We start from the raw sequence: 23,999 nt of genomic DNA, 5'->3' as shown, positions 1-23,999 counted from the left end.
GGCGACTGTCAGAAAATGTGCGGAGGATTACATACTGACGCGACTGACCTCGAACCGATCACTCGAAGTCGTACCACGTCAGAGGCTGTTTTCTTTCGATCATCCCCTCGCGGGCCACGTCACGCCCGGGGCCGCCGCCCTTCCGGCCGCTTCGCATCCGAGGCCGTATCCCACCGGGGAGGCGACCGGAACCACCTGGAGAACGCCGGGAAATCGTCGAGGGAGCGAGATCGTCGGAGATCGTCACGGGAGCGAGCACGAAGACGGTCCGGGCCGTCAGGGGAGCGCCCGGAACGCCTCTCTCCGCCTGGGCAGCCAGACCCCCAGCAGCCAGACCAGGGCCAGCGCGCCCAGGCCGAACCCGTTCTGCACGATCTTGCCCAGTACGGGACTGAGCACCGGGATCTCCACGGCCTTGATCGTCACTCCCCACCAGGGGATCGGCAGCACGTAGTAGAGCCAGACCCCGGCGGCCACCCGGAGCCTGACCGGGTCGCGCCCGTCACCGGCCAGCGCGCCGAGCACCACGACCACCCAGGCCAGGTGATGGATCCAGGCGACCGGCGACAGCAGCACGGCCATCAGCCCGACCAGGGCGACCCCCGCCACGAGGTGCCCGTCGAGCAGGGCCCTGCGGGCGTACCGGAAGCCGTACCAGGCGACCACGGCGACCAGCGCCACCCAGAGCAGGCTCGTCAGCGCGTCGGGCAGGTAGAGCCGGATGAGCATGCCGCGCATCGACTGGTTGGTGGTCGCGGCGTTGGCACCGAGCCGCTCGGGGTCGAGCAGCGCGCGGAACCAGAAGTCGGCGGCGTCCGCCGGGATCACCAGGAACGGCAGCAGGGTCAGCAGCGCCGCGGTGAGCGCGGCCACGAGGAAGGTCCCGCGCTGCTCCCGCCTCGCGCCGGGCCCGAAACCGGCGATGAGGAGGTAGATCAGGAAGACACCCGGGGTGAGCTTGACGGCGGTGGCGAGGCCGATCAGCATGCCGCGCGGCCACACCGGACGCCGGGCCACGCAGTCGGCCAGGCAGAGCGCGACGAGCAGGATGTCCACCTGGCCGAAGCGGACCTGGTCCCTGATCGGCATCAGGTAGGTGCACGCGATCATCAGGGCGGCGAACAGCAGGGGCGCCCACAGGCGGACCGCCCCGCCCGCCCCACCCGCCTCACCGGACCCGATCGCCCCGGACAGCCGGGCGCGTACGCCCCCGGACGCCCCCTCCGCCCGCGCCGCGCCCCCGGCGGACGTACGGGAAACGGCGTGCGCCGCTTCGGCGGGCGTACTGGCAAGGGCATCCGCCTTTTCGACCGGCGTACCGGGAACGGCATTCGCCTCTCCGGCGGGCGTACCGGACTCTTCAGCGGGCGTACCGGTAACGGCGTGCGGTGAGACCGGGCCCCCGTCAGGCGTGCCCGGTGCGGTGCCCGCGCCGCCGAGCGCGGCGCGGAAGGAGAGCCGGACGGCGACCGCCAGCGTCAGGAAGATCAACGCGGTCCACACCCACTGGGCCGCCGTCCAGGACATCGCCGCCAGCGGGGTGGCGAGCAGCGCCGCCACGGGTGGGTAGGTGAAGGGCAGCAGCTGCGGCGCGGGGGTGACGAACCCGTAGACGGACCGGCCCTCCAGGATCGCCGCCCCGCCGGTACGGTAAACGTCCAGGTCGACCAAGCGCTGGTCGTCCACGTTGCCCAGCCATTGGAGCACCAGCGGGGACACCGCGGCGGCGACGAGCAGCAACGCGGGCAGCCACACCAGCCACGACAGCCATGTCCGGGGGCGCCGCTCGGTCGTGGTCACCTCGCCAGTCCTCACGAGCAGGCAGGTTACCGTGGGGTCGGCCATGTCGTGGGGCCGGTTACCGTGGGGCCGGGGAAACGGCCGCCCGACGGATACGGACAGGGGAACCGGATGGCTTCGACACACCGCGGTCACGGGCCCGCGCGCCCGGCCACCGGGAGGACCGCGACGCGACCGGCCGCAGGGGGGACCGCGACGCGACCGGCGCCCCACCGGGCCGCCAGGACCGCCCCGGCCGTCGCGTCCCCGCCGCAGGCCCCGCTGTCGGCCTCGCTGTCGGCCCTGCTGCTGACCGCGCTGCTGGCCGGGCTCTGTGTGCTCCTCGGCGTCCCGGGCGCCTCGAAGGCCTCCGCCGCCTCCGGCGCTCCGGGCGTTCCAGGTGCCTCCGTTGCCACCGCGACGGACGCCTCCGGTGCCGGTGCGACGGCCGGTGCCGATGCCGGTACGACAGGCGGTGCCGGTACGACGGACGCCTCCGATGCCGGTACGACAGGCGCCTCCGGTGCCGGTACGGCGGGCGGCCCGGCGCGGGCGCTTCCCGCGAAGGTCGTGATCGTCGGGATACCCGGCCTGGAGTGGAGTGACCTGGACCGGGAGCGGACCCCGAACCTGTGGAAACTGGTGGGCGAGGGCGGGTCCGCGTCCATGTCCACCCGGGCGGTCCCGCCGCCCGAGCGGGGGATCACCTGCCCGGTGGCGGGCTGGCTCACGGTCTCGGCGGGCCAGCGCGCGGGCGCGCCCGGCACGGGCTGCGAGTCCCCCCGCGCGCCGGAGACGGCCCCCGGCGGCGAGGCGGGCGTGCCCGGCTGGGCCGAGCTGTCCGCTTTCAACGCCGCCACCTCCTACCGGCCGGTTCTCGGGCAGCTGGGCGAGCTCGCGACCGGCGCGGGCCTGAAGGTGGCCGCCGTCGGGCCGGGAGCCGCCCTCGCCGCCGCCAACAAGTCCGGAAAAATCGGAAAATACGCGGCGAGCGTCGAGCAACTGGGCGACCTGTCCCCGTACGGGCTGATCGTGGTCGAGGCCGGTGACCTCACCCGCGCCTGGACCGTCGGCGCCCCCGGCCCGGCCAGCACTCCGACCGGCACCCCGGACAGCACCCCGGCCGACGCCGCGAACGGCTTCCCGGACGGGATGACCGTCCAGGCCCGGCGGGAGGCCGTGGCCGGGGCCGACCGTGTGGTGGGCGCGGTCCTCGGCCGCCTGGCCACGTCACCCGCGACGGCGACCACGGTCCTGGTCGCGGGCCTGGCCGACACCTCGGCGGTACCCCACCTGCACGTGGCGATCGCCCGGGGCCCGTCCCCCACCGGGGGGACGTACGCGCGCGGCTACCTCACCGCCGCCTCCACCCGCCAGGACGGCCTGGTCACGAACACCGACCTGACCGCCACCGCGATCGGCCTGCTGGGCCTGAAGGCCCCCAACGGGGTCGTGGGACGCGCCTGGCTGGGCGACGCGCCGAGCGGGGAGCCGGTCGCGGCGACGGCCGGGAAGCTGGCCGACGACGACCTGGCGAGCCAGGTGCTGCGCGAGGTGAGGGGGCCGTTCTTCGCGGTGTTCGTGGCGGTGCAGATCCTGTTCTACCTGCTCGCCGCCGTCGCGATCCGCCGGGGCTGGGGCGGCTCCCGCGCCCTGACGGCCGTCCGGGTCGTCGCCGTGGTCAGCGGGGCGATCGCGGTGTCCACCTTCCTGGCGCAGCTGGTCCCCTGGTGGAGCCTGCCCGCGCCGATGGTCTGGGTGATCGTCACCATCCTCGGCCTCGCCTGCGCGATCGCCGGGGTGGCGCTCGCCGGGCCGTGGCGGGCGCACCCGCTCGGCCCGCTGACGGTGGTCGCCGCCGTCACCTCGGTGGCGCTGCTGGCCGACGTGATGACCGGCTCGGCGCTGCAGGTGAACGCGGTCACCGGCTACGAGCCGGTCACCGGCGGGCGCTTCTACGGTTTCAGCAACATCGCCTTCGCCGTCTACTCCGCCGGCACGATCCTCGCCCTCGCCGGGATCGCCCAGTGGCTGATCTCGCGCGGGCGGCGGGCGCTCGCGCTCGCGGTGTGCGCGGCGTACGGGGGGCTGGCGGTGTTCGTCGACGGCTGGCCCGCGTGGGGCGCCGACTTCGGCGGGGTCCCGGCGTTCCTGGTCGGGGTCGCGGTCTTCCTGATCCTGCTGTCCGGCGGGCGGGTCTCGCCGGTGAGGCTGGTCCTTGTCGGCCTCGCGGGCGGCCTGCTGATCGGCGCCATAGCGGTGGTCGACTGGCTGCGGCCCGCCGACCGGCGCACCCACCTGGGCTCCTTCGTGCAGCAGGTGCTGGACGGGGAGGCCTGGACCGTGGTCGGCCGCAAGTTCGCCGCGATGATCGGGGTCACGGTCGGCAACTGGTCGCTGTCGCTGCTCACGCTGGTCGCGCTGGCGTTCCTGTTCCTGGTGCTCGACCGCCCGTCGCGGTGGGGCGCGTCGGCCCTGGGCCGGGCCTACGCGCTCGCGCCCGCGCTGCGCGCCGGACTGCTCGGGGCGCTGGCCTGCGCGCTGATCGGGTTCCTGATGAACGACTCGGGCATCGCGATCCCGGCCATGGCGCTCACGGTCGCGGTGCCGCTGACGCTGGCCGCCTGCGTGCGCGCCGTCCGGCTCTCGCCGCCCACCACGCCAGGGCGACCGTCAGTGCCAGCAGCGTCCACGGCACCACCGTCTCCCTGAGCAGGGTCTTCGTCCAGAGCAGGTCGTCGGGCCGCGGCACCTCCCTGGCCGGGAGGTAGCCCAGCGACAGCACGACGACCCTGGCCACCATGAACGCCTCCAGCGCGGGCCAGGACGCCAGGGCCAGCAGCGCGAAGGCCAGCCCGTCGTACCAGGGCAGCGCGTACGGCGCGGCGAACAGCCAGGCGACCACCATCGCGGCGGCGACCGCGGGCGCGGTGTCGGCGGGCGGTGCTCCCGGCACCCCCGGCACCCCCGGCGCACCCGGCACCCCCAGCGTCCCCGGCGTTCTCGGCGTCCCCAGCGCCCGCAGCACCAGCCAGGCCAGGCAGGCCAGCAGGAGCAGGGACCCGATCTGGATCCAGGCCGAGTAGGCGCCCGGACCGAAGATCGACTGGAGCCCTGCCTTGACGAGCTGCCAGGGCGTGGCGAGGGAGACCTTCTTGCTGGCGGCGCTCACCTGGTCGAGCACGTGCGGCCCGGCGACGGCGTAGATCGCCACCACGGTGGCCGTCGCGGTCCCCGCCACCACGGCGAGCCTGCCGGGCGAGCGGCGCAGCTCCCACGCCGGTCCGAGGGCGACGAGCCCGGCGTTGAGCTTCACCCCGATGCCCACCCCGAGCAGCGGCCCCGAGGCGGCCCCGCGAACCGTGAGCGCGGCGACCATGCAGGCGATGGCGAGGGTGTCGACGTGCATCCCGGCGGCCAGGTGGTAGATCATCAGCGGATTGACCGTCCACAGCAGCGCCGCCCGCCGCTGGAGATCCGCGTTCCCCCGGGCGAAACGGTGCAGCAGCAGCGCCGTACCGACGAACGCCGCCGCGTTGACGAGGGCCATCGCGAAGACCGTCAGCCTGACCGAGTCGCCGCCCACGAGACTCGCCAGTGCCTGTACGGCGGTGGCGACCGGGCCGTAGACGCTGGTCACACCGGCCCACTCCTCCACCGCGCCGGTGACCGGGTCACCGGGCAGGGCGGCCGGGGTGATCGCGTACGGGTCCTGGCCGAGCGTGACCAGGCGGCCGTACGCGGCGTAGTTGAGGTGGTCGGCCGAGCCGGAGGGCGGCAGGAAGGCGAGCAGGCCCGCCACGGCGCAACCGGCCGCGAGCAGCCGGCGCGGGTCGGGCCGCCACCGGGACCTGAGCGCGGCGGCGAGGCCGAGCCCGCCCAGCACGATCGCGACGGCCCCCATGGCGATGACCAGATGGACACCGGGGTGGGCGTCCAGCGAGTACGGAGGGTGCCAGGAGGGTCCGGGCAACCTCGGGACCATGGCCGAGGGGCCCAGCAGCCCGATCAGGACCGTGGTCGCCACCGAGAGCCCCATCGCTCCGAACGCGGCGACGTCGAGCCCCCGCGGCGTATCACCGGCGGGACTCCGCCTCTCGTCGACGACCGACGCATCCCGAGTCACCCGCAAATTCCAGCACACCCGGCACGGTGCCCGGTGCGGTGCCGGGTCGGGCAGCCCGGGTCAGTGGGGCGCGGGCGACGTCGCGGAACCGCCCGGCCCGCTGCCCGGTACCCGGGTTCGGCCGTCCGGTCAGCGGCGGGCCAGCAGGGCGCGGGCGACGTCGCGGAACTGCCTGGCCCGATGGACCTGGGCCTTCCAGTCGGTGCCGGTGGCCCGGTGTGCCATCTCGACCGGGACCTCACGCACCCGAAAGCCCTTCCTGAGCAGGTCGATCGTGAGACCGGTCTCCACTCCGAAGCCGCGCGCCAGTGGCCGGGCCGCCTCGAAGGCCGCCCGGGTCAGGCAACGCTGCCCGTTGAGCGGCTGGGCGGGCGTCCAGCCGGTGGCGCGCTCGACGCCCTCGCGTGCGAGCCTCACGACGAACCCGTGGCCGCCCAGCTTCACGCGGGTGACGAAGACGGCGATCGTCATGTCGGTCTCGCCCGCCGCGACCGGCTCGATGAGCGGCGCGGCCGTACGGGCGGTCTCGCCCAGGTCGGCGTCGAGGAACAGCAGGTGCCGGGGCTCCTCGCCGTCGAGCAGGCGCACGGCGTGGGCGCCGCTCTCCATGGCGGCGGCCTTTCCCCGGTTGTGGCTGTGCCGCACGACGCGGGCCCCGGCGGCCTTGGCCGCCCGCCCCGTCTGGTCGACGGAGCCGTCGTCGACGACCACGACGAGGTCGACGCCGGGCAGCGCCAGGACCGCGGCCACGGTGGCCCCGATCCTGTCGCCCTCATCCTTGGCGGGAATGATCGCCGCCGTGCCGGTCATCGAACACCTCCAGTGTGGGGACCCCGGGCATCAGCCGTGAGGAGAACGTCATCCTTGGGATTCGGAGGTCAGCAGCTTCTCCGGCAGCGTCTCGTGGACAACGAAGACGGAGTCGAGGCCGGTGACCTGCAGGATCTTGCGTACGGCCGGCCGGGGCGCCGCCACCTCCAGCGTGCCACCCCGCTCGCGCAGTCGCTTGAGCGCGGAGAGCAGCACGTTCATGCCGGTGGAGTCACAGAACTCCACGGCGGACATGTCGAGGACGACGAGCATGGTCTGGCTCTGCCCAAGCAGCCGGGTGAACTCGGCCTGCAGGCGAGGCGCGGTATATAGGTCGATTTCGCCAACGATGGTCACGACGGTGTGCCCGGCATGAGATCGAGTTGAGACTTTTAGCTCCACAGCGGGCACACTAGCGGCGCGAGAGCCGCGGGTCACGTTCTCTTGAACAACCCGAGTCGTCCGCCCTTTGTCCCCCGTTTCCGCCTCACGGAAACCCTGAGTGCGCGAAGCTTGACACTAAGCAACACCGGCTTGGCCGGAAAGGGGAGGAGACCCGGCGCCTCCCGATCGTCGCTGCGCTACGTCAGTGGCGGCCGTTGAGTTACAGGAAACGGGCTCGAACGCATCCATGAACACCGACCTACCCGAGGATCTCCAGCGACAGCGGCTCCGGGAGCACCTGGAGTCCATGATCACTCGTACCGACAAGGCCACCTCGTGGCGCGACGCGGCGAGTTCACTGCGCGGCCTGGTGAACCACGAGGGATACGTCCCGATCAGGACCCGCCTGTCGACCGAGGACCTCGACTTCCTCGAAGGAGCGCGCGAGGAGCTCCTCGACTTCGCCACGCTCGGCGTCAGGCTGCTCGACCTGCACCAGCCGCGCGACGCGGGCGGCATCACCAGCGACGCGGCGCATCCGATCCTGCGCTGCCGCAGTTGCATGTGGCGCTGGCCGTGCCCGACGTTCCGGGCGATGGTGGAGTCCCTCGGCACCACCAGGAGGCTGACCTCCTGCCAGCACGTCGAGCCCGACACCGAGGGCGGCGAGTGCGCGCAGATGACCCTCATGGTCTCCGTGCGGCCCGAGGGCCCGCAGGGCACCCCGGGCCACGTCACACCCGCGCCGACCACCAACGGCACCGCCGCCAACAACACCGGTTCCAACGGCAACGGCAACGGCACGAACTGATCGCCCGGTCCTCCCCCCGCCCACCGGGCCCACCTCGCGTTCCCTGAGCTCACCGGGGAGCCACCCCCTGCGCTGCTCATCGGGCATCCACCTCGTGTGCCACCCGTCTGCCGGGCCCCCACCTCACGTTCCCTGAGCCCATCGGGAACCCCCTTCCCCGCGCCCGCCGGGCACCCGCCTCACCGTTTCCCGCGCTCGCCGACGTCCGTCCGCTCGGGCCGTGCCGGACCGGCCCAGGCCACGCCAGATCAAGCCGGGCCGAGCAGGACCGGGCCGGACCGAACCCGGACCCAGGGGCGGATCGCTCAGGCGGAGAGCGGCAGGCGGATCTCGAAGCGGCAGCCGGGGCCGGAGTTGACGACGCCGATCGCCCCCTCGTGGGCCTCGACGATGCCGCGCGCGATCGCCAGGCCGAGGCCCGCCCCGGCCCCGTAGGCGCTGGGGGTACGGGCCGTCTCGCCGCGGAAGGCGACGTCGAAGACGCGGGGCAGGTCGTCGGCCGGGATGCCGCCGCAGCCGTCGGCGACGGACAGGCAGGCGGTACCGTCCTCGACCGAGGCGCGGACCACGACCACGCCGTCGCCCGGGGTGTGCCTGATCGCGTTGACGACCAGGTTGCGCAGCGCCCGGGAGAGGTGGGCCGCGTCGGCCTGGACGGGGACCACCGGATCGACCTCTCCGGCCAGCCGTACCCCCTTGCCCCTGGCCAGTTCCTCAGCCCCGGCCAGCGCGTCGGCGACCAGGTCGCCGAGGCCGATCGGGCCGCGCGACAGGCGCAGCGTCCCCGCGTGGATCCTGGACAGCTCGAACAGGTCGTCGACCATGCCCGACAGCCGGTCCACCTCCAGGCGGATCTGCCGGTGGTAGCGGCCGACGGTCTCCGGATCGGCGACCACCCCGTCCTCCAGTGCCTCGGCCATGGCCCGCATGCCCGCGAGCGGGGTGCGCAGGTCGTGGCTGACCCAGGCGACGAGCTCGCGGCGGGCGCTCTCCAGGGCCCGCTCGCGCTCGTGGCCGAGGCGCAGCCGCCGGTAGGCCCGGTCCAGGCTCCCGGCGATCGTGCCGAGCTCCGCGGGCAGCCCCCCGGGGGGCGTGAACTCCCCCGAGGCCGGTACGGCGTGCACGGCGTCGACGAGTCTCCGGCTGGCCGCCACGACCCGGCGCGAGAGGACCGTCGCGACGCCCAGCCCGACCAGGCCGCCCACGACGACCACGCTGAGCACGATGTTCCTCGACGTCCCCTCGATGATCATTTTCAGGGTGAGTGCCACCATGCCGCCGACCGTCGCCGTGACGGTCACCACGACGACCACCGCGAGCATCACGCCGATCGACCGCTCGCGCAGCAGCCGCATCGCGCCCAGCCCGGCCAGCGCGACCAGCAGGCCGAGCCCCGCGGTGACCGCGACGATCAGCAGCATCTCGGGGATCACGGCTCCGCCAGCGGCTCGTAGCGGTAGCCGACGCCCCACACGGTAACGATGCGCCGGGGGTCGGTCGGGTCGGGCTCGATCTTCTCGCGGAGGCGGCGGACGTGGACGGTCACCGTGGACGAGTCGCCGAAGGACCAGCCCCAGACCTGGTCGAGCAGGGCGGAACGGCTGAAGGCCTGGCGGGGGTTGCGCATCAGGTGGGCGAGGAGGTCGAACTCGCGGGCGGTCAGCATGATCTCGTCACCGCGGAGCCGTACCTCGTGGGCGCCGACGTCGACCGCGAGCTCTCCGTCCCTGAGCACGCCGGTGCCGGTCGGCAGGGAGGCCCCGCGCGCCCGCCGCAGCACGGACTGCACGCGCAGCGCCAGCTCCCGGGGGCTGAAGGGCTTCGTGACGTAGTCGTCGGCGCCGGTCTCCAGGCCGACGACCCTGTCCATCTCGTCGCCGAGCGCGGTCAGCATGATCACCGGAACCGGCCACCGCTCCCTGAGCTTCCTGCAGACCTGGAGCCCGTCCATCTTGGGGAGCATCAGGTCGAGCACCATCAGGTCGGGCGGGTTGGCCAGCGCGCGTCTGAGCGCCTCGGCGCCGTCCCCGACGCACTCGACCACGTGACCGTCACGTTCCAAATAGCGGGCCACGACCTCGGCCACCATCGAATCGTCGTCGACCACCAGAATCCGCGCGCTCATGGCCCCCACGGTAGGCCCGCGAAGGGACGATGCCTAAGTCGTGTCACCGGTCCGTAAGAAGCGCTCGATCGTTATGACCATCGTTACGATCGGGCGCCCGCCCTCGCCCCGCCCCGCGTACGGTGGATCACATGAGTCGTATCGTGCTGGGGGTTCTGGGCGTCCTGCTCGCGCTATACGTGGTGTTCGGGTTCGTGCTGCCCGCGCTCTTCGGGCTGCTGAAGTTCGCGCTCGTCCTGGCCGTGGTGGCCTTCGTGGTCGTCGCGCTGGTCACCGCGGTGGCCAAGTTCAAGAAGTGAACCTGCTGCTCGCCGCCCAGACCCTGGCGGTCTGGATGTTCGACGGCGGCGGTGTCCTGACGGCCGCCGCCGTGGTCGGGCTGGGCGTGCTCCTGCTCGCCTGGGCGCTGCGCCCGGCGCCGGTCACCTCGGGTACGGAGTCACGGTCGCCGATGTCCAGGCGCGACCGGGCCAGGCGGACGATGTTCGTCCGGCAGCTCGACCCCGACGCGGCCGGGAGGTCCCGGCCCAGAGCACCCTCCGCGGGCCCGGCGCCCGCGTAACCCCGCGACACGTCCTCGGCGACCTCTCGCGATCCCCGCGTCCTCCCGCGCGTTCCCGCGCGTTCCCTCGCACGTGACCGGCCGGTGCGCGCTCACCCCCTGAGCGTGTACGCCGTCGCGTGCCCCGCGCGCACGTCACCGGCATGCCCCGTACGCACGTGATCACCGCGTCGTCACCGCGTCGTCACCGCGTCCCGGAGGCACCCCCGGCGGCCGTGCGTCGCGCGCCGCGCGTACGCGTCCGGGAAGGACCTCGCGGTTCGCGGGCGCCTTCTGCGCCGTTTCCACTCCGCTCAGAAGGGCCCCTTCCATGTTCGACCCCGTCATCGCGTTCGTCGCCGGCCTCATCGCCGCGCTCGCCGGACCGCTGGGCTCCACCGCTCCGGCGATCGTCGTGTTCACCGTCCTCGTCCGGCTGCTGCTGCTCCCGCTCAGCGTCACGCAGGCCAGGGGCGAGCGGGCCAGGGTCCGCCTCGCGCCGGAGATCCAGCGGCTCAGGAAGCGTCACGGCCGCGACCCCGAGCGGCTCCAGCGGGAGCTGGCCGCCCTCTACGCCAGGGAGAAGACCTCACCGCTGGCCGGGTGCCTGCCGTCCGTGGCGCAGATGCCGTTCCTCATGGTGACGTACCAGGTGTTCATCTCCTCGACGATCGCCGGGCAGGCCAACGCGCTCCTCACCCACGGTCTTTTCGGGGTGCCGCTCGGCCAGCAGTTCGCGGGCACGGTGGCCGGGTTCGGGCTGATCAGCGGCCCGACCCTGGTCTTCGCCGGGCTCTTCCTGCTGCTCCTCGCCGTGGCGTGGATCACGTCCCGCCGGACGCGGCGCACGATGAGCGAGGACGTCCAGCCCGCGGCGCTGCGCCGGATGCTGCCCCTGCTGCCGTACGGGACCGTCCTGGTCGCCGCGGTGCTGCCGCTCGCGGCGGGGATCTATCTCCTCGTCTCGACGGCCTGGACGGCCGCGGAGAAGGCGGTGCTGCACCGCCCGGCGCTCGCCGGGGGGTGAGGGCGGGGCGTTCCCGCACCGGCGGAGTGCCGGCCACCGGAGGAAAGATCGCGCCCCGGCTCATGCGCGATGATCGATTCATGCGCGATGATTTCGTCCCGCTTCATGACGTATGAAGACGTATGAAGCGGGACGAAATCCCTGAAGAGGGTTATCCGCATTCCCTGAGAGCGGGTTCGGGGGTGGAAACGTGGCCGTTACCTACCGTGTCGACCGCCGTGACCACCGCCCACACCGTGGTGATGTCCCCCTCATGCCTGACACCCCACGTGGACGCCAGATACTCGACGATTCCAAGGCCCCGCCCTCCCAGGGAGGAGAGCGTCGGGCGTCCCGCCCGCGGTTCGGTGGCGGCGCCACCGTCACTCACAGCGACTTCGACATGCTCCTCGGTCCAGAGCCACGACACTCTGATCTGTCCCGACGGCAACGGGTGGGCGTGACGCAGCGCGTTGCTCAGCAGCTCGCTGACCACGAGCACCGCGTCGTCGATGGCGGTCTCGTACACACCCCGTTCCTGCAGGTCAGAGCAGAGGCGCTGGCGTGCGACAGCGACGCTGGACGGTGCATACGGCAACAGAACGACGCTCGACGCACTCACCTCCCCGTATGCCTGTTCCCCCCTGAGGAACTCACCCCAGTACGACCGAAATGCCCCGTTAGATAGTCTTGGAAACCGCGCGCCAATTACAGCTTGTGCACATTCGACAATAGATCAGCACATCCGTTACCGACTCGTTACCGGTTCGGCGTGTCGATCAGGTAAGGGCGCCTGGCGTGTCGGCGATACGGAGGGCCAGTCTCATCCGGGTGCCGCCCGAGGGGCGCGGATGCGCCGAGACCTCCCCTCCCTGGGCCCGCGCGAGGCTCCGCACGATGTAGAGGCCGAGGCCGACCCCGCCGAACCTGCGGCGGTCACCGCTGTCGGCCTGGACGAAGCGCTCGAAGACGCGCTCCCTGCTGGCGTGGGCGATACCGACGCCCTCGTCGTCCACCACCAGCACCACCCGGTCGCCGTCCACCCATGCCTCGACCCTGATCAGGCCACCGTCCGGTGAGTACTTGAAGGCGTTCTCCAGCAGCTGGGCCAGCAGGATGTCGGTGGCCAGCGCGTCGCCGGAGACCCGGGGCAGGTCGCCGGGGACGTCGACCTCGACCCGGTGCAGGTCCGACAGGATCGGCAGGCCCAGCGTGGCGCCCCTGACCAGCTCGGCCAGGTCGAAGCTCTCGATCCTGAGCGTGAGCTCGCCCGCCCCCGCGCGCGAGCCCAGCAGCAGGTGGTCCATGAGCTGGCCCAGGGAGCGGGCCCGCTCGGCGATGGTGCGCACGGCGGCCCGGCGCTCGGCGTCGGCCATGCTGTCCCAGCGGCTGTCGAGCGTGCTGGCGAAGCCCCGGACCACGGTGATCGGCGTGCGCAGCTCGTGGCTGGTGGTGGCGAGGAAGAGGTCCTTGGCCTCCTCCAGCTCCTTCGCGCGGGTGACGTCGCGGAAGTCGACCACGGTCTCGCCCGTCTCCACGATCTCCGCGCAGAGCACGTCCAGCCAGGTGCCCGAGGGCAGCTGGATGCCGCACCTGTCCCCCGGCGCCGGCAGCTGGAACGGCGGCGGCCCGCCGATCACCTCGGCCGCGTGGAAGCCGGTCAGCTCGCTGGCGGCCGGGTTCCACTGGACGACCCGGCCCGCGCCGTCGAGGACCGCGATGCCGTCGGCGCTGGCGTCGAACACCGCCCGCTCGTGGGCGCGCTGCCGTACGGCCTCCTGGTAGGCCATCGCGTTGCCCACGGCGATGCCCGCGTGACCGGCGAGGAGCTCCAGCAGCTCCAGCTCCAGGTGGCCCGCCTTGCGCTTGGCGAACAGGGCGTACAGCGCGCCGTACGACCGCCCGCCCATGGCCGCGAGGCCGAGCGCGATGGTGTGCAGGCCGGGCAGCCGCGACCAGATCAGCTGGTCGAGCCGGTCCTGGTCGCCGGTCTCCAGCAGGACGGTCCTGCCCTCGCGCAGCAGCTTGCCGACCAGGCTGGTGCGGAGGTCCGCGGTCGAGTCGCGCATCGAGCCGGGGAGGTTGTGACAGGCCACGAGGCGGAGCCGGTCACCCTCGATCATCACGAACCCGCCCGCGTCGGCCCCGGTCAGGTCGGCGAGGCTGGCCGCGATCCGGTCGAGAACGGCGGGCAGCTCCAGCTCGGCGTTGATGTCGGCGACCACGTCGGTGAGCCTGCGGACGAGCTGTGCCCGGCGGGCGTTGCGGTCGTTGGCGGTCTCGTCGTCCTGGGCCAGGTGGTAGACGCTGACGTAGCCGAGGAGGGCGCCGTCGGGCGCGGACAGCGCGGCGGTGTCGACCCGCACGTCGAGCAGGCTGCCGTCGCGGCGGAACCGCTTGGTCCTCAGCGAGACCTGGCCGCCGGTGCGGACCTTCTCCAGGACCGCGTTGTGCTCGGCCGTCAGCTCCTCGGGGACCACCGGCACCCGGCGTCCGACCATCTCCTTCGCCGACCAGCCGAAAAGGCGCTCGGCCGCGGGATTCCAGGCGAGAACCGTCTGCTCGCGATCGATGGCGACGATCGCGTTGGGCGCCGCGGCGACGACCTCGCGGCCGATGCCCCCGTCACTGTCGGCCGTGTAGTCCACCACACACCCATAGTGCCGTCTCGACCGGTCTGATCTTGGCACTTTCGTCCCGCACGTGTTGCCACTGGCCGGGCGATCCGTCCGATACTCTGCGGTCACCACACACCTGGATACGAAAGGGTGGGGCCATGTCATCCGGCGACATCGATGCATTGCTACGGGTGACCTCGCCCGACTACGTCGGCACGAGCCATCCCGACATCGCGTTCGGCACGCTCGACGGCCCGCTGGGGCGCCTCACCCTGGCCGTGACGGGCAGGGGTGTGGTGGCCTGCAGCTACGAGGACGAGAACGTCGTCTTCGAGCGGATCAGCAGGGAGGTCGGCACGTTCATCGGGCCGGACGCCCGGCGGCTCGACCCGGTCCGCCGGGAGCTCGACGCCTACTTCTCCGCCAGGCTCCGCGCCTTCACGATCGCCGTCGACCTGCGCCTGGCCACCCAGTTCTCCAGGACCGTGCTGCAGATGATGCTCGCGGTGCCGTACGGGACGGTGACGACCTACCTGGAGATCGCCGAGCGGATCGGCAGGCCGCGCGCGCTGCGCGCGGTCGGCAACGCGCTGGGCAGCAACCCGGTGTGCGTCATCGTGCCGTGCCACCGGGTGGTCGAGAGCGAGGCCGTCCTCGGCGGGTACGCCGGAGGCTCCGCCGCCAAGGAGCGCCTGCTGCGCATCGAGTCCACCGCCGTGCTCCGCGGCCCCGGCGGCGCGTAGCCCCTCCGCGATCGTCAGGAGCGGCGCCGGAGCGCGCCAAGACCCAGGGTGACGAGACCCGCGACGAGGAACGCGCCGACGGACGCGCTCATCCACGGCCGCGGGACGAAGCCGAGCGCGTCGCGGGCGCCGTTCCAGAACGAGGTCCACCACGCGAGCTCCGGGGCGCCCGGCAGCGCGGCGAGCATCCACCAGGTCACGAAGCCCAGCACCCAAGGGAGCACCATGAGCGGGCGCGAGGGCGCGGTCTCCGAGGTGTCCCAGTGCCTGGCGCCGCCGAGCAGGAAGTAGTCGGCGGCGAGCACCGCGAACATCGGCACGAAGACCGCCCCGATGAGGCCGAGGAAACCGGTGTAGGTCCCGGCGTCGACGAAGATCGCGAGCAGGGTGACCAGCACGCCGATGGCCGCGGAGATGACCCGGCGGTCCAGCCGGGGCAGCAGGTTCTGCAGCGACATCGCGGTGGAGTAGACGTTCACGAACGACTGGTCGGTCTCGCGCAGCACCAGGATGCCGAAGAACAGCGGGCCGAGGGCCGCGGCCACGAAGGGGTCCCAGACGTGGTCCGGGTCGTTGCCGACCAGCGCGAGCGCCGCGATGCCGAGGACGAGGCAGGCCACCTGGGCGATCGTGTAGCCGCCGACGACCCCGGTGAACGCGGCCCTGCCGGAGCGGGAGAAGCGGGCGAAGTCCGCCGCGACCGGCACCCAGGAGACCGACAGCGCGATCACGTAGTCGACCGAGGGGGCGAACGCCTCCCAGGACCCGCCGCCGATCGCCGGTCCGCGCTGGAAGAGGGCGACCAGGAACCAGATCATCGAGATCACCACGCCGGCGGTGACGTACCTGCGGAGCAGGCGGACCGCTCCCAGCGGCCGGATGGTGAGCGCGGTGGTGATCACCCCCGCGACGACCACCCAGACCGCGTAGGGCACCTCGACGCCGAAGGACCCGGCGATGGCCTGGGCGCCCTGGGCGATGACCCACAGCTCGAAGGCCCCCCAGCCCAGCATCTGGACGATGTTCAGCACGGTCGGCAGGTAGGAGAGCCTGGCCCCGAACAGCCCGCGCAGCAGGACCATCGCCGGAGCGCCGGTCCGCTGCCCGGGGATCGCGGCCAGGCCGACCATCGCGGTGCCGATGACGCTGCCCACGACGGCGGCCAGGATCGCGGCCACGAAGCTCAGCGGCCGGTCGCCGAGCGGGTTGATCAGCGTGATCGCGCCGGAGAAGCCGAGCAGGCTGACACCCAGGTTGGCCCAGAGCGCGCCCTGGTCGAGCACGCCGAGGGCCTTGGGAGGAGCCTCGCCGAGCGTGAGGGGCGCCTCGGCCGCCCCGGGGTCCCCGGAGCCTCTGGAATCAACGGCGGCAGACGTCATCGCGCACACTCCCTACGCCGGCATTACCCGGACAGGTTCATGCGGTCGGCGGCGCGTCGGAGGGTCCAAGACCCTCTGCGTGGTTCCGCCCTCTCAGCCCGGTTACGCCCGAGCTCCCGCGGTAGACATTCGCCCTGATTATGCCATTCATTCCTTTCTTGGCAAGGGTCCCGGCGAGGGCTCCCCCCTCGCGCGGCCCGTACGGTTCGTACGCTCAAGCGGCTCGGACGGCCCGGACGACTCGTACGGACGCTCAGGCGACGAAGGGGTCCTGACCGCTCTCGGCGATCATCGGGCGCCCCGCGCCGTCCCAGGACTGCATGCCGCCGCCGACGTTGATCGCGTCCCAGCCGACGTGGTTGAGCCAGGCGGTGGCGTTCGCGGAACGGCCGCCGACCCGGCAGATCACGTAGACGGGCGCGCCCTTGGGCACCTCGTCGACCCGGGACTGCAGCTCACCCAGGGGAATGTGGACGGCGCCGGGCACGTGCCCGGCACGCCACTCGTCGTTCTCGCGCACGTCGAGCAGGAACGCGTCATCCGGCACGGCCTGCGCCTCGACCTCAGGAACACTCATACGCCCATTGTTCCAACTCCTCCACCGGATGGGACGCAAAGCCACGTGGATGCCCTCATCCGGACCTTCGGTTTCCCCTGATAGCAGGCCAATTCGGTACGTCCGATCCTGCCGGACCGCCCGGACCGCGACGGTAGCCGGGCATCGGGGCGAACGAGGTCAGGGCACGTCCCAGAAGGCGAGTTCGTGGGCCATCCCCTCGGCGAACAGCTTCGCGGCCCTGCCCGGGTCCGGCGCCGCCTCGTCGATCATCACCGCGACGCGCCCGGTCAGCTCGGCGAAGGCCGGGTGGGCGTAGGTGTCGACCCAGGCGCGGTAGCGGGGCTCGGCGGGCGGGTTCTCCGCCAGGGCGCGGCCGAGCGTGGAGTAGCCCCACATGCAGGGATAGAGCGCGGCCAGGCCGTCGGCGTAGACGGCCGCCGAGTCGAGCAGGAAGGAGGTGTACGCCGCGCAGGCCGGCCCCTTCCTCGCCCCGTCGAGGTCGGCGCCGAACTCGGCCGACAGCGACCGGTGCAGGCTCAGCTCCTCGTGGAAGGTGGCGTACGCCAGGTCCACCAGGTCGCCCAGATGCCCGTCGGGGGCCTGCCAGGCGAGGCGCGAGAAGACGCGGACGTAGTCGAGCAGGAACAGGTAGTCCTGCTCCAGCCACGACCGGAACACCGGCTCTGGCAGGTCTCCTCGCGCGATGCCCGCCACCGTCGGGTGGGCGAGCTGCGCCTCGACGAGCGGGCGGCCGATGACGTGGAGTTCCTCAGAGACGCTCATGGGTCGGAGATTGTGTCAGGTGAGGGCGGCGGCGCCGAAGGAGACGCCGAAGCGCTTGCACCAGATGGTGACGGACCTCAGGCTGCCGAGGTCGGCCCCGGCGGGGACGGCGTAGTTGGCGTTGCCCCGGTTGCCCTTCAGCTCGCCGAGTTCGAGGTGCTCGCCGTCGTCCAAGTTGAACCACCCGGCGTTGCCCTTCTTGACGGGCTGGTCGCTGAGCCAGACCCGCAGGTCCGGGCCGTCTGAGGTGTCCAGGTCCTCGATCCGCAGGACCCGGCTCCCGTCGGGCAGCTCCAGCACCCTCGCCCTGCCCTCGGTCTCGTGCTCGTGGGAGACGAACGTACCCGTGGCCAGGACCTTCGGCTCCCGAGCGGACTCGGCGGACTCGGCGGACCCGCTCGGCTCACCCGGCTCACCCGGCTCGCCCTGCCGGGTGGCCTCGGGTCCGGGGGACGCGGACGCGCCCGCGACGGGCAGCGCCTCGTTCACCTCGACGGTGGTGAACAGGCGCCACGGCTGGAACAGGTACAGCGCGACACCGAGCGCGACGGCGCCGAACGCCAGGACACCCCACGTGACGGGATGCCGGAGCAACCTCTTGACCCTCATCGGACACCTCCGGCGTGGAGACCAGTGGAGACCGTCGGTCTCCGGTGACGGGCGGGAACGCGGAGACCATCGGCCCCCGGTGACAGGAAGGAGATCGAGACGTCCCTCCGGCCCCGGTGCCGACGCTATCCGGGGCACCGCCCTCGATCGCTTACGTAGTGCTTACGATCGCCGCCTCCCGGACGGTTCGCGACCGCGCGGCGCCCGCGACGTAGGGTCGAACGATGACGACGATCGCTGAGGAAGTGCTCCTGCTCGCGTACGACGAGGAGCGGGGCAGACAACTCATCGGCTCCTCGGAGCTGGACGCCGCGCTCGGCGGCGCGTTGCTGGCTGAGCTCGCCGTCGGCGGCCGGATCGATCTCGCGGACAAGAGGGTCGCCGTTCTCGACGCGACCCCGCCGGGGGACGAGGAGCTCGACGCGGCGCTGGCCAGGATCGCGGCGGAGTCCAAGGCCCGCAAGCCCGAGTGGTGGGTGCAGAGGCTCCACTCCGGCAAGCTCCGCGGGCGCCTGCTGTCGCGCCTGGCGGAGCGGGGCGTGCTGGACGAGGAGCGGCGCAAGATCCTGGGGATCTTCCCGAGCAACCGCTACCCCGAGCGCGACCCGGGCGTCGAGCTCGCGATCCGCGAGCGGGTCCAGAGCGTGCTGTCCGGTGCCACTCCCGACGAGCGGGACGCGGTGCTGATCGCGATCCTGCACGCGGCCAAGATCGACCGTAAGGCGTTCCCCGGCGCGAGCAAGGAGCGGATCAAGGAGATCACCGAGGGCGAGTGGGCCGGCAGGGCGGTCTCCCAGACCATCGCCGCCGTCAACGCCGCCGTCATGGCGGCCGTGATAGCGGGGGTCGTCGTCAGCTCCGGCAGCTGAGGTCCACGAGCCCTCGCCGCGCGGGCGACGGGGTCGCCGGCACCGGCGTCCAAGGTCCGCGAGCTCTCGCCGGGCGGGCGGTGGGGTCGTCTCGTCGGCACCGGCGGCCAAGATCCGTGAGCTCTCGCCGGGCGAACACCGTCACGAAGGTGCTCCGCCCGGCGAGGGCGTCCGGGTCCCGCGCCCGCCCTGGCGCGGCGTCACTCCGGATGGGAAGCGGACGAAAGGGACGTCGGCCCGAGGACTGAGAGAAGCCCCGGGCCGGGGCGGGCGTCACTTGCCGAGGGCGTCCTTGGGGACGGGCTTGTCCTGGGCCAGGGCCTCGAACATGCGCAGGGCCTTCTCCCGGTCCCACTTGACGACGGACTGGCCGTCGATGGTGGGCAGGGAGCCGATGGGCACGACCGTGGTGACCGGGTCGCCGCCCATGGCGAGGCCGAGGGAGAGCAGGTCGAAGGCGCCGGTCTCCTGGCCGACGGACACCGAGTCGGCCGCGCTCAGCGCGAGCGGGACGGACGTGAAGGGGTTGATCAGGACACCGGGGCTGGCCGCCTTCTTCACCACCGCGGAGAAGAACTGGCGCTGGCGCTGGGTCCTGTCGAGGTCGGGGATCGCGCCGGTGGCGCGGGTGCGGACGTAGCCGAGGGCCGTCCCCCCGTCCATGGTCTGCAGGCCCTTCTTCAGGTTGATCCCGGCCTTGGGGTCCTTGATCGCCTGCTTGACGTTGATCTCGACCCCGCCGATGGCGTCGACGATCCCCACGAAGCCGCCGAAGCCGATCTCCATGTAGTGGTCGAGACGCAGCCCGGTGACCTGCTCCACGGTCTTGGGGAGCAGCTGCTGGCCGCCCTGGAAGGCGTAGGCGGCGTTGAGCTTGTTGCTGCCGTGGCCGTCGATCGGCACGTACGAGTCGCGCGGGAGGCTGACCAGGGTCGGCCGGTCGTCGCCCTCGGGGATGTGCAGCAGCATCATCGTGTCGGTCCTGCGGCCCACGGCCTTGCCCGTGGCGAGCTTCCTGCGCTGGGCCGCGGTCAGGCCCGCGCGGCTGTCGGAGCCGACCAGCAGCCAGTTGGTGCCGGGGGTGTCGGCGGGACGGCCCTCGTAGTCGGTGAGCGCCTCGACCTTGGTCAGCCGCGAGTTGATCACGAAGTATCCGCCGACGGCCAGGACGAGCAGCACGACGACCAGCCCGGCGAGGATCCGCACGACGAGCCTGCCGGGACGCTTCGGCCGCCAGCCGGGCATGCGCGACGCGCTCCCGCCGCCCCGGCCGCCGGAGTCCCCCGGCGGGGGCGGGGGCGCGTTCAGCGGCTTGACCGGACTGGAGCCCGACCTGGCCTTGCCGTACACCCGCCCGCCCCGGGGAGGCGGCACCTCGCGCGACGTCTCCTCCCGGACGGGCGCCTCCCGCCGTGAGGACGCCGACCGCCGTACGGGCGTCCCCGGGCCGCCTGGCGAGGGGTAGGCGGGCTGCCCGGCCGCTCTCGGCGGCACGGGCCCCGGCGTGGGCGATCGCAGCGCGCGGGTGCGATCGTCGTCTTCGGGCCTGTCAGCCACGTCTTGTCCCGCCACTTCTTGATCTCATGGTGAAAACGTCATTATCGACGCTACGTCGTGGCTCGGGAGCCTGCCGCCACGTGCCCAAGGTTTCCCTATGTAAAAGTACTCAGACAGGTTGTTAGTGACCAACAATGCGATCGTCGGCCGATCCGGAAACATCGACCCCCACCCGGATCGTTACGGTAGAGGACTACCTCTGCTCGAAAGGATGATCGTGTCCACTCCGGACCCGTGGAATACCAGCCCGTGCGAACGCACGGGCACCACTGAGAAACCCGGGAGAGCCGCCCGGTGAACACGGCCCTGGGCCTGCTGGCCATCCTCCTACTCACCTTCGCCACCGGCTACTTCGTCGCCCAGGAGTTCGCCTTCGTCGCGGCGGACCGCGGCGTGCTGCGCGAGCAGGCCGACTCGGGCGACGCGGCCGCGGCACGGGCGCTGGAGGTGACGGGACGCCTGTCGTTCATGCTGTCGGGCGCGCAACTCGGCATCACCGTGACCGCCCTGCTCGTCGGCTTCATCTCGGAACCCGCCATCGCCACGGTCATCCGCCCCTGGCTGGAGGCCGCGGGAGTGCCGCTCGGGGCCGTGCCCGGCATCGCCGTGGCGCTGGCCGTCGCGGTGGCCACCGTCATCCAGATGGTCTTCGGTGAGCTGGCCCCCAAGAACCTGGGCATCGCCCGTCCCGAGCCGGTGGCGAAGTTCCTCGCCCGCTCGACGATGATCTACCTGCGGATCGCCGGGCCGGTCATCCGCCTGTTCGACTCCGCCGCCACCGGCCTGCTGCGCCGGGTCGGCGTGGAGCCCGTGGAGGAGATCGAGCACGGCGCCAGCCCCGAGGAGCTGTCCCGGATCATCTCTGAGTCCGCCACCGCGGGTGACCTGCCGCCGAGGCTGTCGGAGCTGCTGGGCCGCGCCCTGGAGTTCGGCGACCGCACCGCCGAGGACGTCATGGTGCCGCGCCCCCGCTTGGTGCTGCTGAGGGACGACCGGCCGATCTCCGACCTGGTCGACGCCGTCCGCAGGCACGGCCACTCCCGCTACCCGGTGCTCTGCAACCAGAACGGCGACGACGTCGTCGGCGTCACCGGCGTACGCGAGCTGCTCAGGTCGGGACTGACCGACGGAACGCTGGAGAAGATCACCCGTCCCGCGCTCCTGGTGCCCACCTCCTCGCCGCTGCCTCTCGTGCTGGAGCGCATGCGCACCGCCCACGACGACCTGGCGTGCGTCATCGACGAGTACGGCGGCCTGGCCGGAGTGGTCACCATCGAGGACCTCGCGGAGGAGCTCGTCGGCGAGCTCGTCGACGAGAACGACCCGGAGCCCGCCGGGGTCGTCGTCGGCGACGAGGGCACGTGGGACCTGCCGGGCACGCTCCGGCTGGACGAGATCGAGCGGGCCATCGGGCTGCGGCTCCCCGAGAGCGACGACTACGACACCGTCGCGGGCCTGGTGCTCGCCACCCTCGGCCGGATGGCCGAGCCCGGCGACCAGGTGACCGTCACGCTCACGTCGCGGAACGACCCCCTGGAGAACGACGGCGCCGACGAAAGGGAGGCCGTGCTCTCCGTGCTCTCGGTGCACCGCAGGGTCCCCGAGTGGGTGCGGCTGTTGCTCGTCACACCGCAGGACGCCGATCCCGGGGACACCCCGCAGGCGAGAACCGAGGAAGAGGACGAACCGGCGATGACCGCGCCGCTGATGATCGAGCGTGGCCCCGAGACGCCCATGATCGAGCGGAGTGAGGCGAGGCGGCGATGAGCACCACCTCCGCCCTGCTGCTCGGCGTGGCCCTGCTGATCGGCAACGCCTTCTTCGTCGCCGCCGAGTTCGCGGTGATCTCGGCCCGCAGGCACCGCCTGGAGGAGCTCGCGGGCCGGGGAGGCCGGCTGACCCGGCTCGCCGCCCGCGCCGCCGTACGCGGCGGCAGGGAGCTCTCCCTGATGCTGGCCGGAGCCCAGCTGGGCATCACGCTGTGCTCCCTCGGCCTGGGCATGGTGACCGAACCGGCCATCGAGCACCTGCTGGAGCCGCTCTTCGGCGCGGTCGGCCTGCCCGAGTCGCTGCGGGTCCCCATCTCGCTCGTGATCGCGCTGGCGCTCGTCACCTTCCTGCACATGGTGATCGGCGAGATGGCTCCCAAGTCGTGGGCGCTCACCCATCCGGAGATCGCGGCGATGGGCCTGGCCCTGCCGTTCCGCGGCTTCACCTGGGTCGTCCGGCCGGTGCTCGCCGCGCTCAACGGCCTGACGAACGGGATCCTGAGGCTGTTCGGGGTGCATCCCAAGGACGAGCTGGCCACCACCAGGACCCCGGTCCAGCTGGCGATGCTGGTCGGCGAGTCGGGCCGGATGGGCCTGCTCGACCGCGACGAGCACGACCTGCTCACCCGGGCCCTGCGGGTCCACCAGCAGCCGGTGGAGCGGCTGATGCTGCCGCTGGAGAAGACCACCTCGGTGCCCGCCGACGCGACGAGCGAGCAGATGCGCCAGGTCGCCGCGCGCGACGGGCACCTGCGCATGCTGGTCACCTCCGGCAGGCCGGGCGACGTCCTGGGCGTGGTGCACGTCAGGGACATCCTCGTCCGGCCGGAGGCGAGCCCCGGCGAGCTCGCCCGCCCGGTGCCGCGCCTGGCCAAGGCGACCACGATCCCCGACGCGGTCTCCACGCTCCAGGACGCCCACGCGCACCTGGGCCTGGTCACGGACGGCGGCGGCGAGGTGGTCGGCATGGTGAGCCTCACGGACCTGCTCGGCGAGATCCTGGACGTACGGATGCCCGCGACCCGCTAGCCCGGAGCGCGGAGCCCGGCGGGACCGATCAAGAGACCGATCAAGGAACCGATCAAGGAACCGCCGGGAGGACGACACGGGCCGGGGAAAGATTCTTTTCCCGGCCCGTGTTCTCTGTCGGCGTAATCGGACACCGGCGAACCTATGCAAGTCATCCGAAAGTGATCAGCAAGCGTGGCTGGGTAGAACCGATGGACATGCCGTAGTGGTCCAAAAACCACAAGACCCATGCGTAACCCCTGAGACTTCTCTATAACGGAGCGAGCGACTACCTTGATCGATGATCGACTCGGTCCGCCACGAGACCTTATGGATGGCTCAGATGGATGCGTGGTTTCCCAGGAAACGACAAAACCCCGGTCGCGATGCTCGCGTGACCGGGGTAGTGATCTTGTGGGCGAGGAGGGATTTGAACCCTCACGTCCTTTCGGACACACGGACCTGAACCGTGCGCGTCTGCCGTTCCGCCACCCGCCCTTGTTGGGTGCGGTCGAAACATTAG

At 72.2% G+C, this 23,999-nt stretch carries 22 protein-coding genes, 1 tRNA gene and 1 riboswitch; of the genes, 9 read left to right on the top strand and 14 right to left on the bottom strand.

Features of this window, described 5'->3' with window-relative positions; genetic code table 11:
* Window positions 1-276 precede the first annotated feature (276 nt).
* Window positions 277-1,800, bottom strand: a complete 1,524-nt coding sequence (locus ACSC1Q_RS09075) for a glycosyltransferase 87 family protein (protein WP_436758200.1) — start codon at window positions 1,798-1,800, stop codon at window positions 277-279.
* A gap of 111 nt (window positions 1,801-1,911) precedes the next feature.
* Between ACSC1Q_RS09075 and ACSC1Q_RS09070 the strand changes: the two genes are divergently transcribed.
* The gene (locus ACSC1Q_RS09070) at window positions 1,912-4,491 is read left to right on the top strand and encodes an alkaline phosphatase family protein (protein ID WP_436758199.1); all 2,580 of its coding nucleotides are present in this window, start codon (window positions 1,912-1,914) and stop codon (window positions 4,489-4,491) included.
* Here ACSC1Q_RS09070 and mptB read toward each other — a convergent pair.
* The 3 genes from mptB to ACSC1Q_RS09055 form a co-directional block, all read right to left on the bottom strand.
* Window positions 4,373-5,905, bottom strand: coding sequence for a polyprenol phosphomannose-dependent alpha 1,6 mannosyltransferase MptB (gene mptB / locus ACSC1Q_RS09065; RefSeq protein ID WP_436758198.1), 1,533 nt, complete (start codon window positions 5,903-5,905; stop codon window positions 4,373-4,375). The genes ACSC1Q_RS09070 and mptB overlap by 119 nt on opposite strands.
* A 129-nt stretch (window positions 5,906-6,034) precedes the next feature.
* Window positions 6,035-6,715, bottom strand: coding sequence for a glycosyltransferase (locus ACSC1Q_RS09060; protein ID WP_436758197.1), 681 nt, complete (start codon window positions 6,713-6,715; stop codon window positions 6,035-6,037).
* Between the two features lie 48 nt (window positions 6,716-6,763).
* Window positions 6,764-7,117, bottom strand: coding sequence for an STAS domain-containing protein (locus ACSC1Q_RS09055; protein WP_326646321.1), 354 nt, complete (start codon window positions 7,115-7,117; stop codon window positions 6,764-6,766).
* Window positions 7,118-7,346: 229 nt separating this feature from the next.
* On the opposite strand from ACSC1Q_RS09055, the gene ACSC1Q_RS09050 reads away from it, so the two are divergent.
* Entirely contained in the window at window positions 7,347-7,910 is a 564-nt protein-coding gene (locus ACSC1Q_RS09050) for a hypothetical protein (protein WP_436758196.1), read from the top strand.
* Between the two features lie 305 nt (window positions 7,911-8,215).
* On the opposite strand, the gene ACSC1Q_RS09045 is transcribed toward ACSC1Q_RS09050, so the two are convergent.
* Together ACSC1Q_RS09045 and ACSC1Q_RS09040 are read right to left on the bottom strand one after the other, a co-directional pair.
* Window positions 8,216-9,343: a sensor histidine kinase gene (locus ACSC1Q_RS09045; RefSeq protein WP_436758195.1), complete on the bottom strand. Its 1,128-nt coding sequence runs from the start codon at window positions 9,341-9,343 to the stop codon at window positions 8,216-8,218.
* A complete protein-coding gene (locus ACSC1Q_RS09040) occupies window positions 9,340-10,035 on the bottom strand; it encodes a response regulator transcription factor (RefSeq protein WP_344748551.1) in 696 nt (231 codons plus the stop codon). Before ACSC1Q_RS09040 ends, ACSC1Q_RS09045 begins: the two co-directional genes overlap by 4 nt.
* A 131-nt stretch (window positions 10,036-10,166) precedes the next feature.
* Here ACSC1Q_RS09040 and ACSC1Q_RS09035 point away from each other — a divergent pair, with 131 nt between their 5' ends.
* The 3 genes from ACSC1Q_RS09035 to ACSC1Q_RS09025 all read left to right on the top strand — a co-directional run bounded on the left by ACSC1Q_RS09035 (window position 10,167) and on the right by ACSC1Q_RS09025 (window position 11,603).
* Complete coding sequence (locus ACSC1Q_RS09035; protein WP_344915193.1) at window positions 10,167-10,334, top strand: hypothetical protein; 168 nt, start codon at window positions 10,167-10,169, stop codon at window positions 10,332-10,334.
* Complete coding sequence (locus tag ACSC1Q_RS09030) at window positions 10,331-10,597, top strand: DUF6412 domain-containing protein (RefSeq protein WP_436758194.1); 267 nt, start codon at window positions 10,331-10,333, stop codon at window positions 10,595-10,597. Before ACSC1Q_RS09035 ends, ACSC1Q_RS09030 begins: the two co-directional genes overlap by 4 nt.
* A 310-nt stretch (window positions 10,598-10,907) precedes the next feature.
* Window positions 10,908-11,603 (top strand): YidC/Oxa1 family membrane protein insertase, encoded by a 696-nt coding sequence (locus ACSC1Q_RS09025; RefSeq protein WP_436758193.1) that lies wholly within the window; start codon window positions 10,908-10,910, stop codon window positions 11,601-11,603.
* A 151-nt stretch (window positions 11,604-11,754) separates the two neighbouring features.
* Here ACSC1Q_RS09025 and ACSC1Q_RS09020 read toward each other — a convergent pair whose 3' ends face one another.
* Both ACSC1Q_RS09020 and ACSC1Q_RS09015 read right to left on the bottom strand, forming a co-directional pair.
* Window positions 11,755-12,204: an ATP-binding protein gene (locus ACSC1Q_RS09020; RefSeq protein ID WP_436758192.1), complete on the bottom strand. Its 450-nt coding sequence runs from the start codon at window positions 12,202-12,204 to the stop codon at window positions 11,755-11,757.
* Between the two features lie 157 nt (window positions 12,205-12,361).
* A complete protein-coding gene (locus ACSC1Q_RS09015; RefSeq protein ID WP_436758191.1) occupies window positions 12,362-14,233 on the bottom strand; it encodes a sensor histidine kinase in 1,872 nt (623 codons plus the stop codon).
* Between the two features lie 125 nt (window positions 14,234-14,358).
* On the opposite strand from ACSC1Q_RS09015, the gene ACSC1Q_RS09010 reads away from it, so the two are divergent.
* A complete protein-coding gene (locus ACSC1Q_RS09010) occupies window positions 14,359-14,943 on the top strand; it encodes a methylated-DNA--[protein]-cysteine S-methyltransferase (RefSeq protein ID WP_436758190.1) in 585 nt (194 codons plus the stop codon).
* 14 nt (window positions 14,944-14,957) lie between these two features.
* On the opposite strand, the gene ACSC1Q_RS09005 is transcribed toward ACSC1Q_RS09010, so the two are convergent.
* The 4 genes from ACSC1Q_RS09005 to ACSC1Q_RS08990 form a co-directional block, all read right to left on the bottom strand.
* The gene (locus tag ACSC1Q_RS09005; RefSeq protein ID WP_436758189.1) at window positions 14,958-16,322 is read right to left on the bottom strand and encodes a purine-cytosine permease family protein; all 1,365 of its coding nucleotides are present in this window, start codon (window positions 16,320-16,322) and stop codon (window positions 14,958-14,960) included.
* A riboswitch (TPP riboswitch) is annotated at window positions 16,314-16,452 on the bottom strand. (Overlaps the previous gene by 9 nt.)
* A 123-nt stretch (window positions 16,453-16,575) precedes the next feature.
* On the bottom strand, window positions 16,576-16,899 hold the full coding sequence (locus tag ACSC1Q_RS09000; protein WP_436758188.1) for a rhodanese-like domain-containing protein: 324 nt from the start codon (window positions 16,897-16,899) through the stop codon (window positions 16,576-16,578).
* A 159-nt stretch (window positions 16,900-17,058) separates the two neighbouring features.
* Entirely contained in the window at window positions 17,059-17,664 is a 606-nt protein-coding gene (locus ACSC1Q_RS08995) for a TenA family protein (RefSeq protein WP_436758187.1), read from the bottom strand.
* 15 nt (window positions 17,665-17,679) lie between these two features.
* Window positions 17,680-18,273, bottom strand: a complete 594-nt coding sequence (locus ACSC1Q_RS08990; protein WP_436758186.1) for a DM13 domain-containing protein — start codon at window positions 18,271-18,273, stop codon at window positions 17,680-17,682.
* Between the two features lie 224 nt (window positions 18,274-18,497).
* On the opposite strand from ACSC1Q_RS08990, the gene ACSC1Q_RS08985 reads away from it, so the two are divergent.
* Window positions 18,498-19,142, top strand: a complete 645-nt coding sequence (locus tag ACSC1Q_RS08985; RefSeq protein WP_436758185.1) for a GOLPH3/VPS74 family protein — start codon at window positions 18,498-18,500, stop codon at window positions 19,140-19,142.
* 273 nt (window positions 19,143-19,415) lie between these two features.
* Here ACSC1Q_RS08985 and ACSC1Q_RS08980 read toward each other — a convergent pair whose 3' ends face one another.
* Window positions 19,416-20,699 (bottom strand): LCP family protein, encoded by a 1,284-nt coding sequence (locus ACSC1Q_RS08980; RefSeq protein WP_436758184.1) that lies wholly within the window; start codon window positions 20,697-20,699, stop codon window positions 19,416-19,418.
* Between the two features lie 294 nt (window positions 20,700-20,993).
* On the opposite strand from ACSC1Q_RS08980, the gene ACSC1Q_RS08975 reads away from it, so the two are divergent.
* Both ACSC1Q_RS08975 and ACSC1Q_RS08970 read left to right on the top strand, forming a co-directional pair.
* Entirely contained in the window at window positions 20,994-22,466 is a 1,473-nt protein-coding gene (locus ACSC1Q_RS08975; protein ID WP_436758183.1) for a hemolysin family protein, read from the top strand.
* A complete protein-coding gene (locus tag ACSC1Q_RS08970) occupies window positions 22,463-23,497 on the top strand; it encodes a hemolysin family protein (RefSeq protein WP_436758182.1) in 1,035 nt (344 codons plus the stop codon). Before ACSC1Q_RS08975 ends, ACSC1Q_RS08970 begins: the two co-directional genes overlap by 4 nt.
* Window positions 23,498-23,891: 394 nt before the next feature.
* On the opposite strand, the gene ACSC1Q_RS08965 is transcribed toward ACSC1Q_RS08970, so the two are convergent.
* Window positions 23,892-23,974, bottom strand: a tRNA-Leu gene (locus ACSC1Q_RS08965).
* Window positions 23,975-23,999: the final 25 nt, after the last annotated feature.

Source organism: Streptosporangium heterodermiicola, assembly GCF_051390675.1.
Taxonomy (GTDB): domain Bacteria; phylum Actinomycetota; class Actinomycetes; order Streptosporangiales; family Streptosporangiaceae; genus Streptosporangium.
The sequence above is the reverse complement of the archived record's forward strand: the minus strand, read 5'-3'. Positions and strand labels throughout refer to the sequence as shown.

Bases quoted from the DNA above. Each gene is read 5' to 3' on its own strand.
- ACSC1Q_RS08970 (WP_436758182.1), top strand. From the start codon at position 22,463: ATGAGCACCACCTCCGCCCTGCTGCTCGGCGTGGCCCTGCTGATCGGC.
- ACSC1Q_RS09050 (WP_436758196.1), top strand. From the start codon at position 7,347: ATGAACACCGACCTACCCGAGGATCTCCAGCGACAGCGGCTCCGGGAG.
- ACSC1Q_RS09010 (WP_436758190.1), top strand. From the start codon at position 14,359: ATGTCATCCGGCGACATCGATGCATTGCTACGGGTGACCTCGCCCGAC.
- ACSC1Q_RS08985 (WP_436758185.1), top strand. From the start codon at position 18,498: ATGACGACGATCGCTGAGGAAGTGCTCCTGCTCGCGTACGACGAGGAG.
- ACSC1Q_RS08990 (WP_436758186.1), bottom strand. From the start codon at position 18,273: ATGAGGGTCAAGAGGTTGCTCCGGCATCCCGTCACGTGGGGTGTCCTG.
- ACSC1Q_RS09035 (WP_344915193.1), top strand. From the start codon at position 10,167: ATGAGTCGTATCGTGCTGGGGGTTCTGGGCGTCCTGCTCGCGCTATAC.
- ACSC1Q_RS09060 (WP_436758197.1), bottom strand. From the start codon at position 6,715: ATGACCGGCACGGCGGCGATCATTCCCGCCAAGGATGAGGGCGACAGG.
- ACSC1Q_RS09040 (WP_344748551.1), bottom strand. From the start codon at position 10,035: ATGAGCGCGCGGATTCTGGTGGTCGACGACGATTCGATGGTGGCCGAG.
- ACSC1Q_RS09005 (WP_436758189.1), bottom strand. From the start codon at position 16,322: ATGACGTCTGCCGCCGTTGATTCCAGAGGCTCCGGGGACCCCGGGGCG.
- ACSC1Q_RS09070 (WP_436758199.1), top strand. From the start codon at position 1,912: ATGGCTTCGACACACCGCGGTCACGGGCCCGCGCGCCCGGCCACCGGG.
- ACSC1Q_RS09000 (WP_436758188.1), bottom strand. From the start codon at position 16,899: ATGAGTGTTCCTGAGGTCGAGGCGCAGGCCGTGCCGGATGACGCGTTC.
- ACSC1Q_RS09025 (WP_436758193.1), top strand. From the start codon at position 10,908: ATGTTCGACCCCGTCATCGCGTTCGTCGCCGGCCTCATCGCCGCGCTC.
- ACSC1Q_RS08995 (WP_436758187.1), bottom strand. From the start codon at position 17,664: ATGAGCGTCTCTGAGGAACTCCACGTCATCGGCCGCCCGCTCGTCGAG.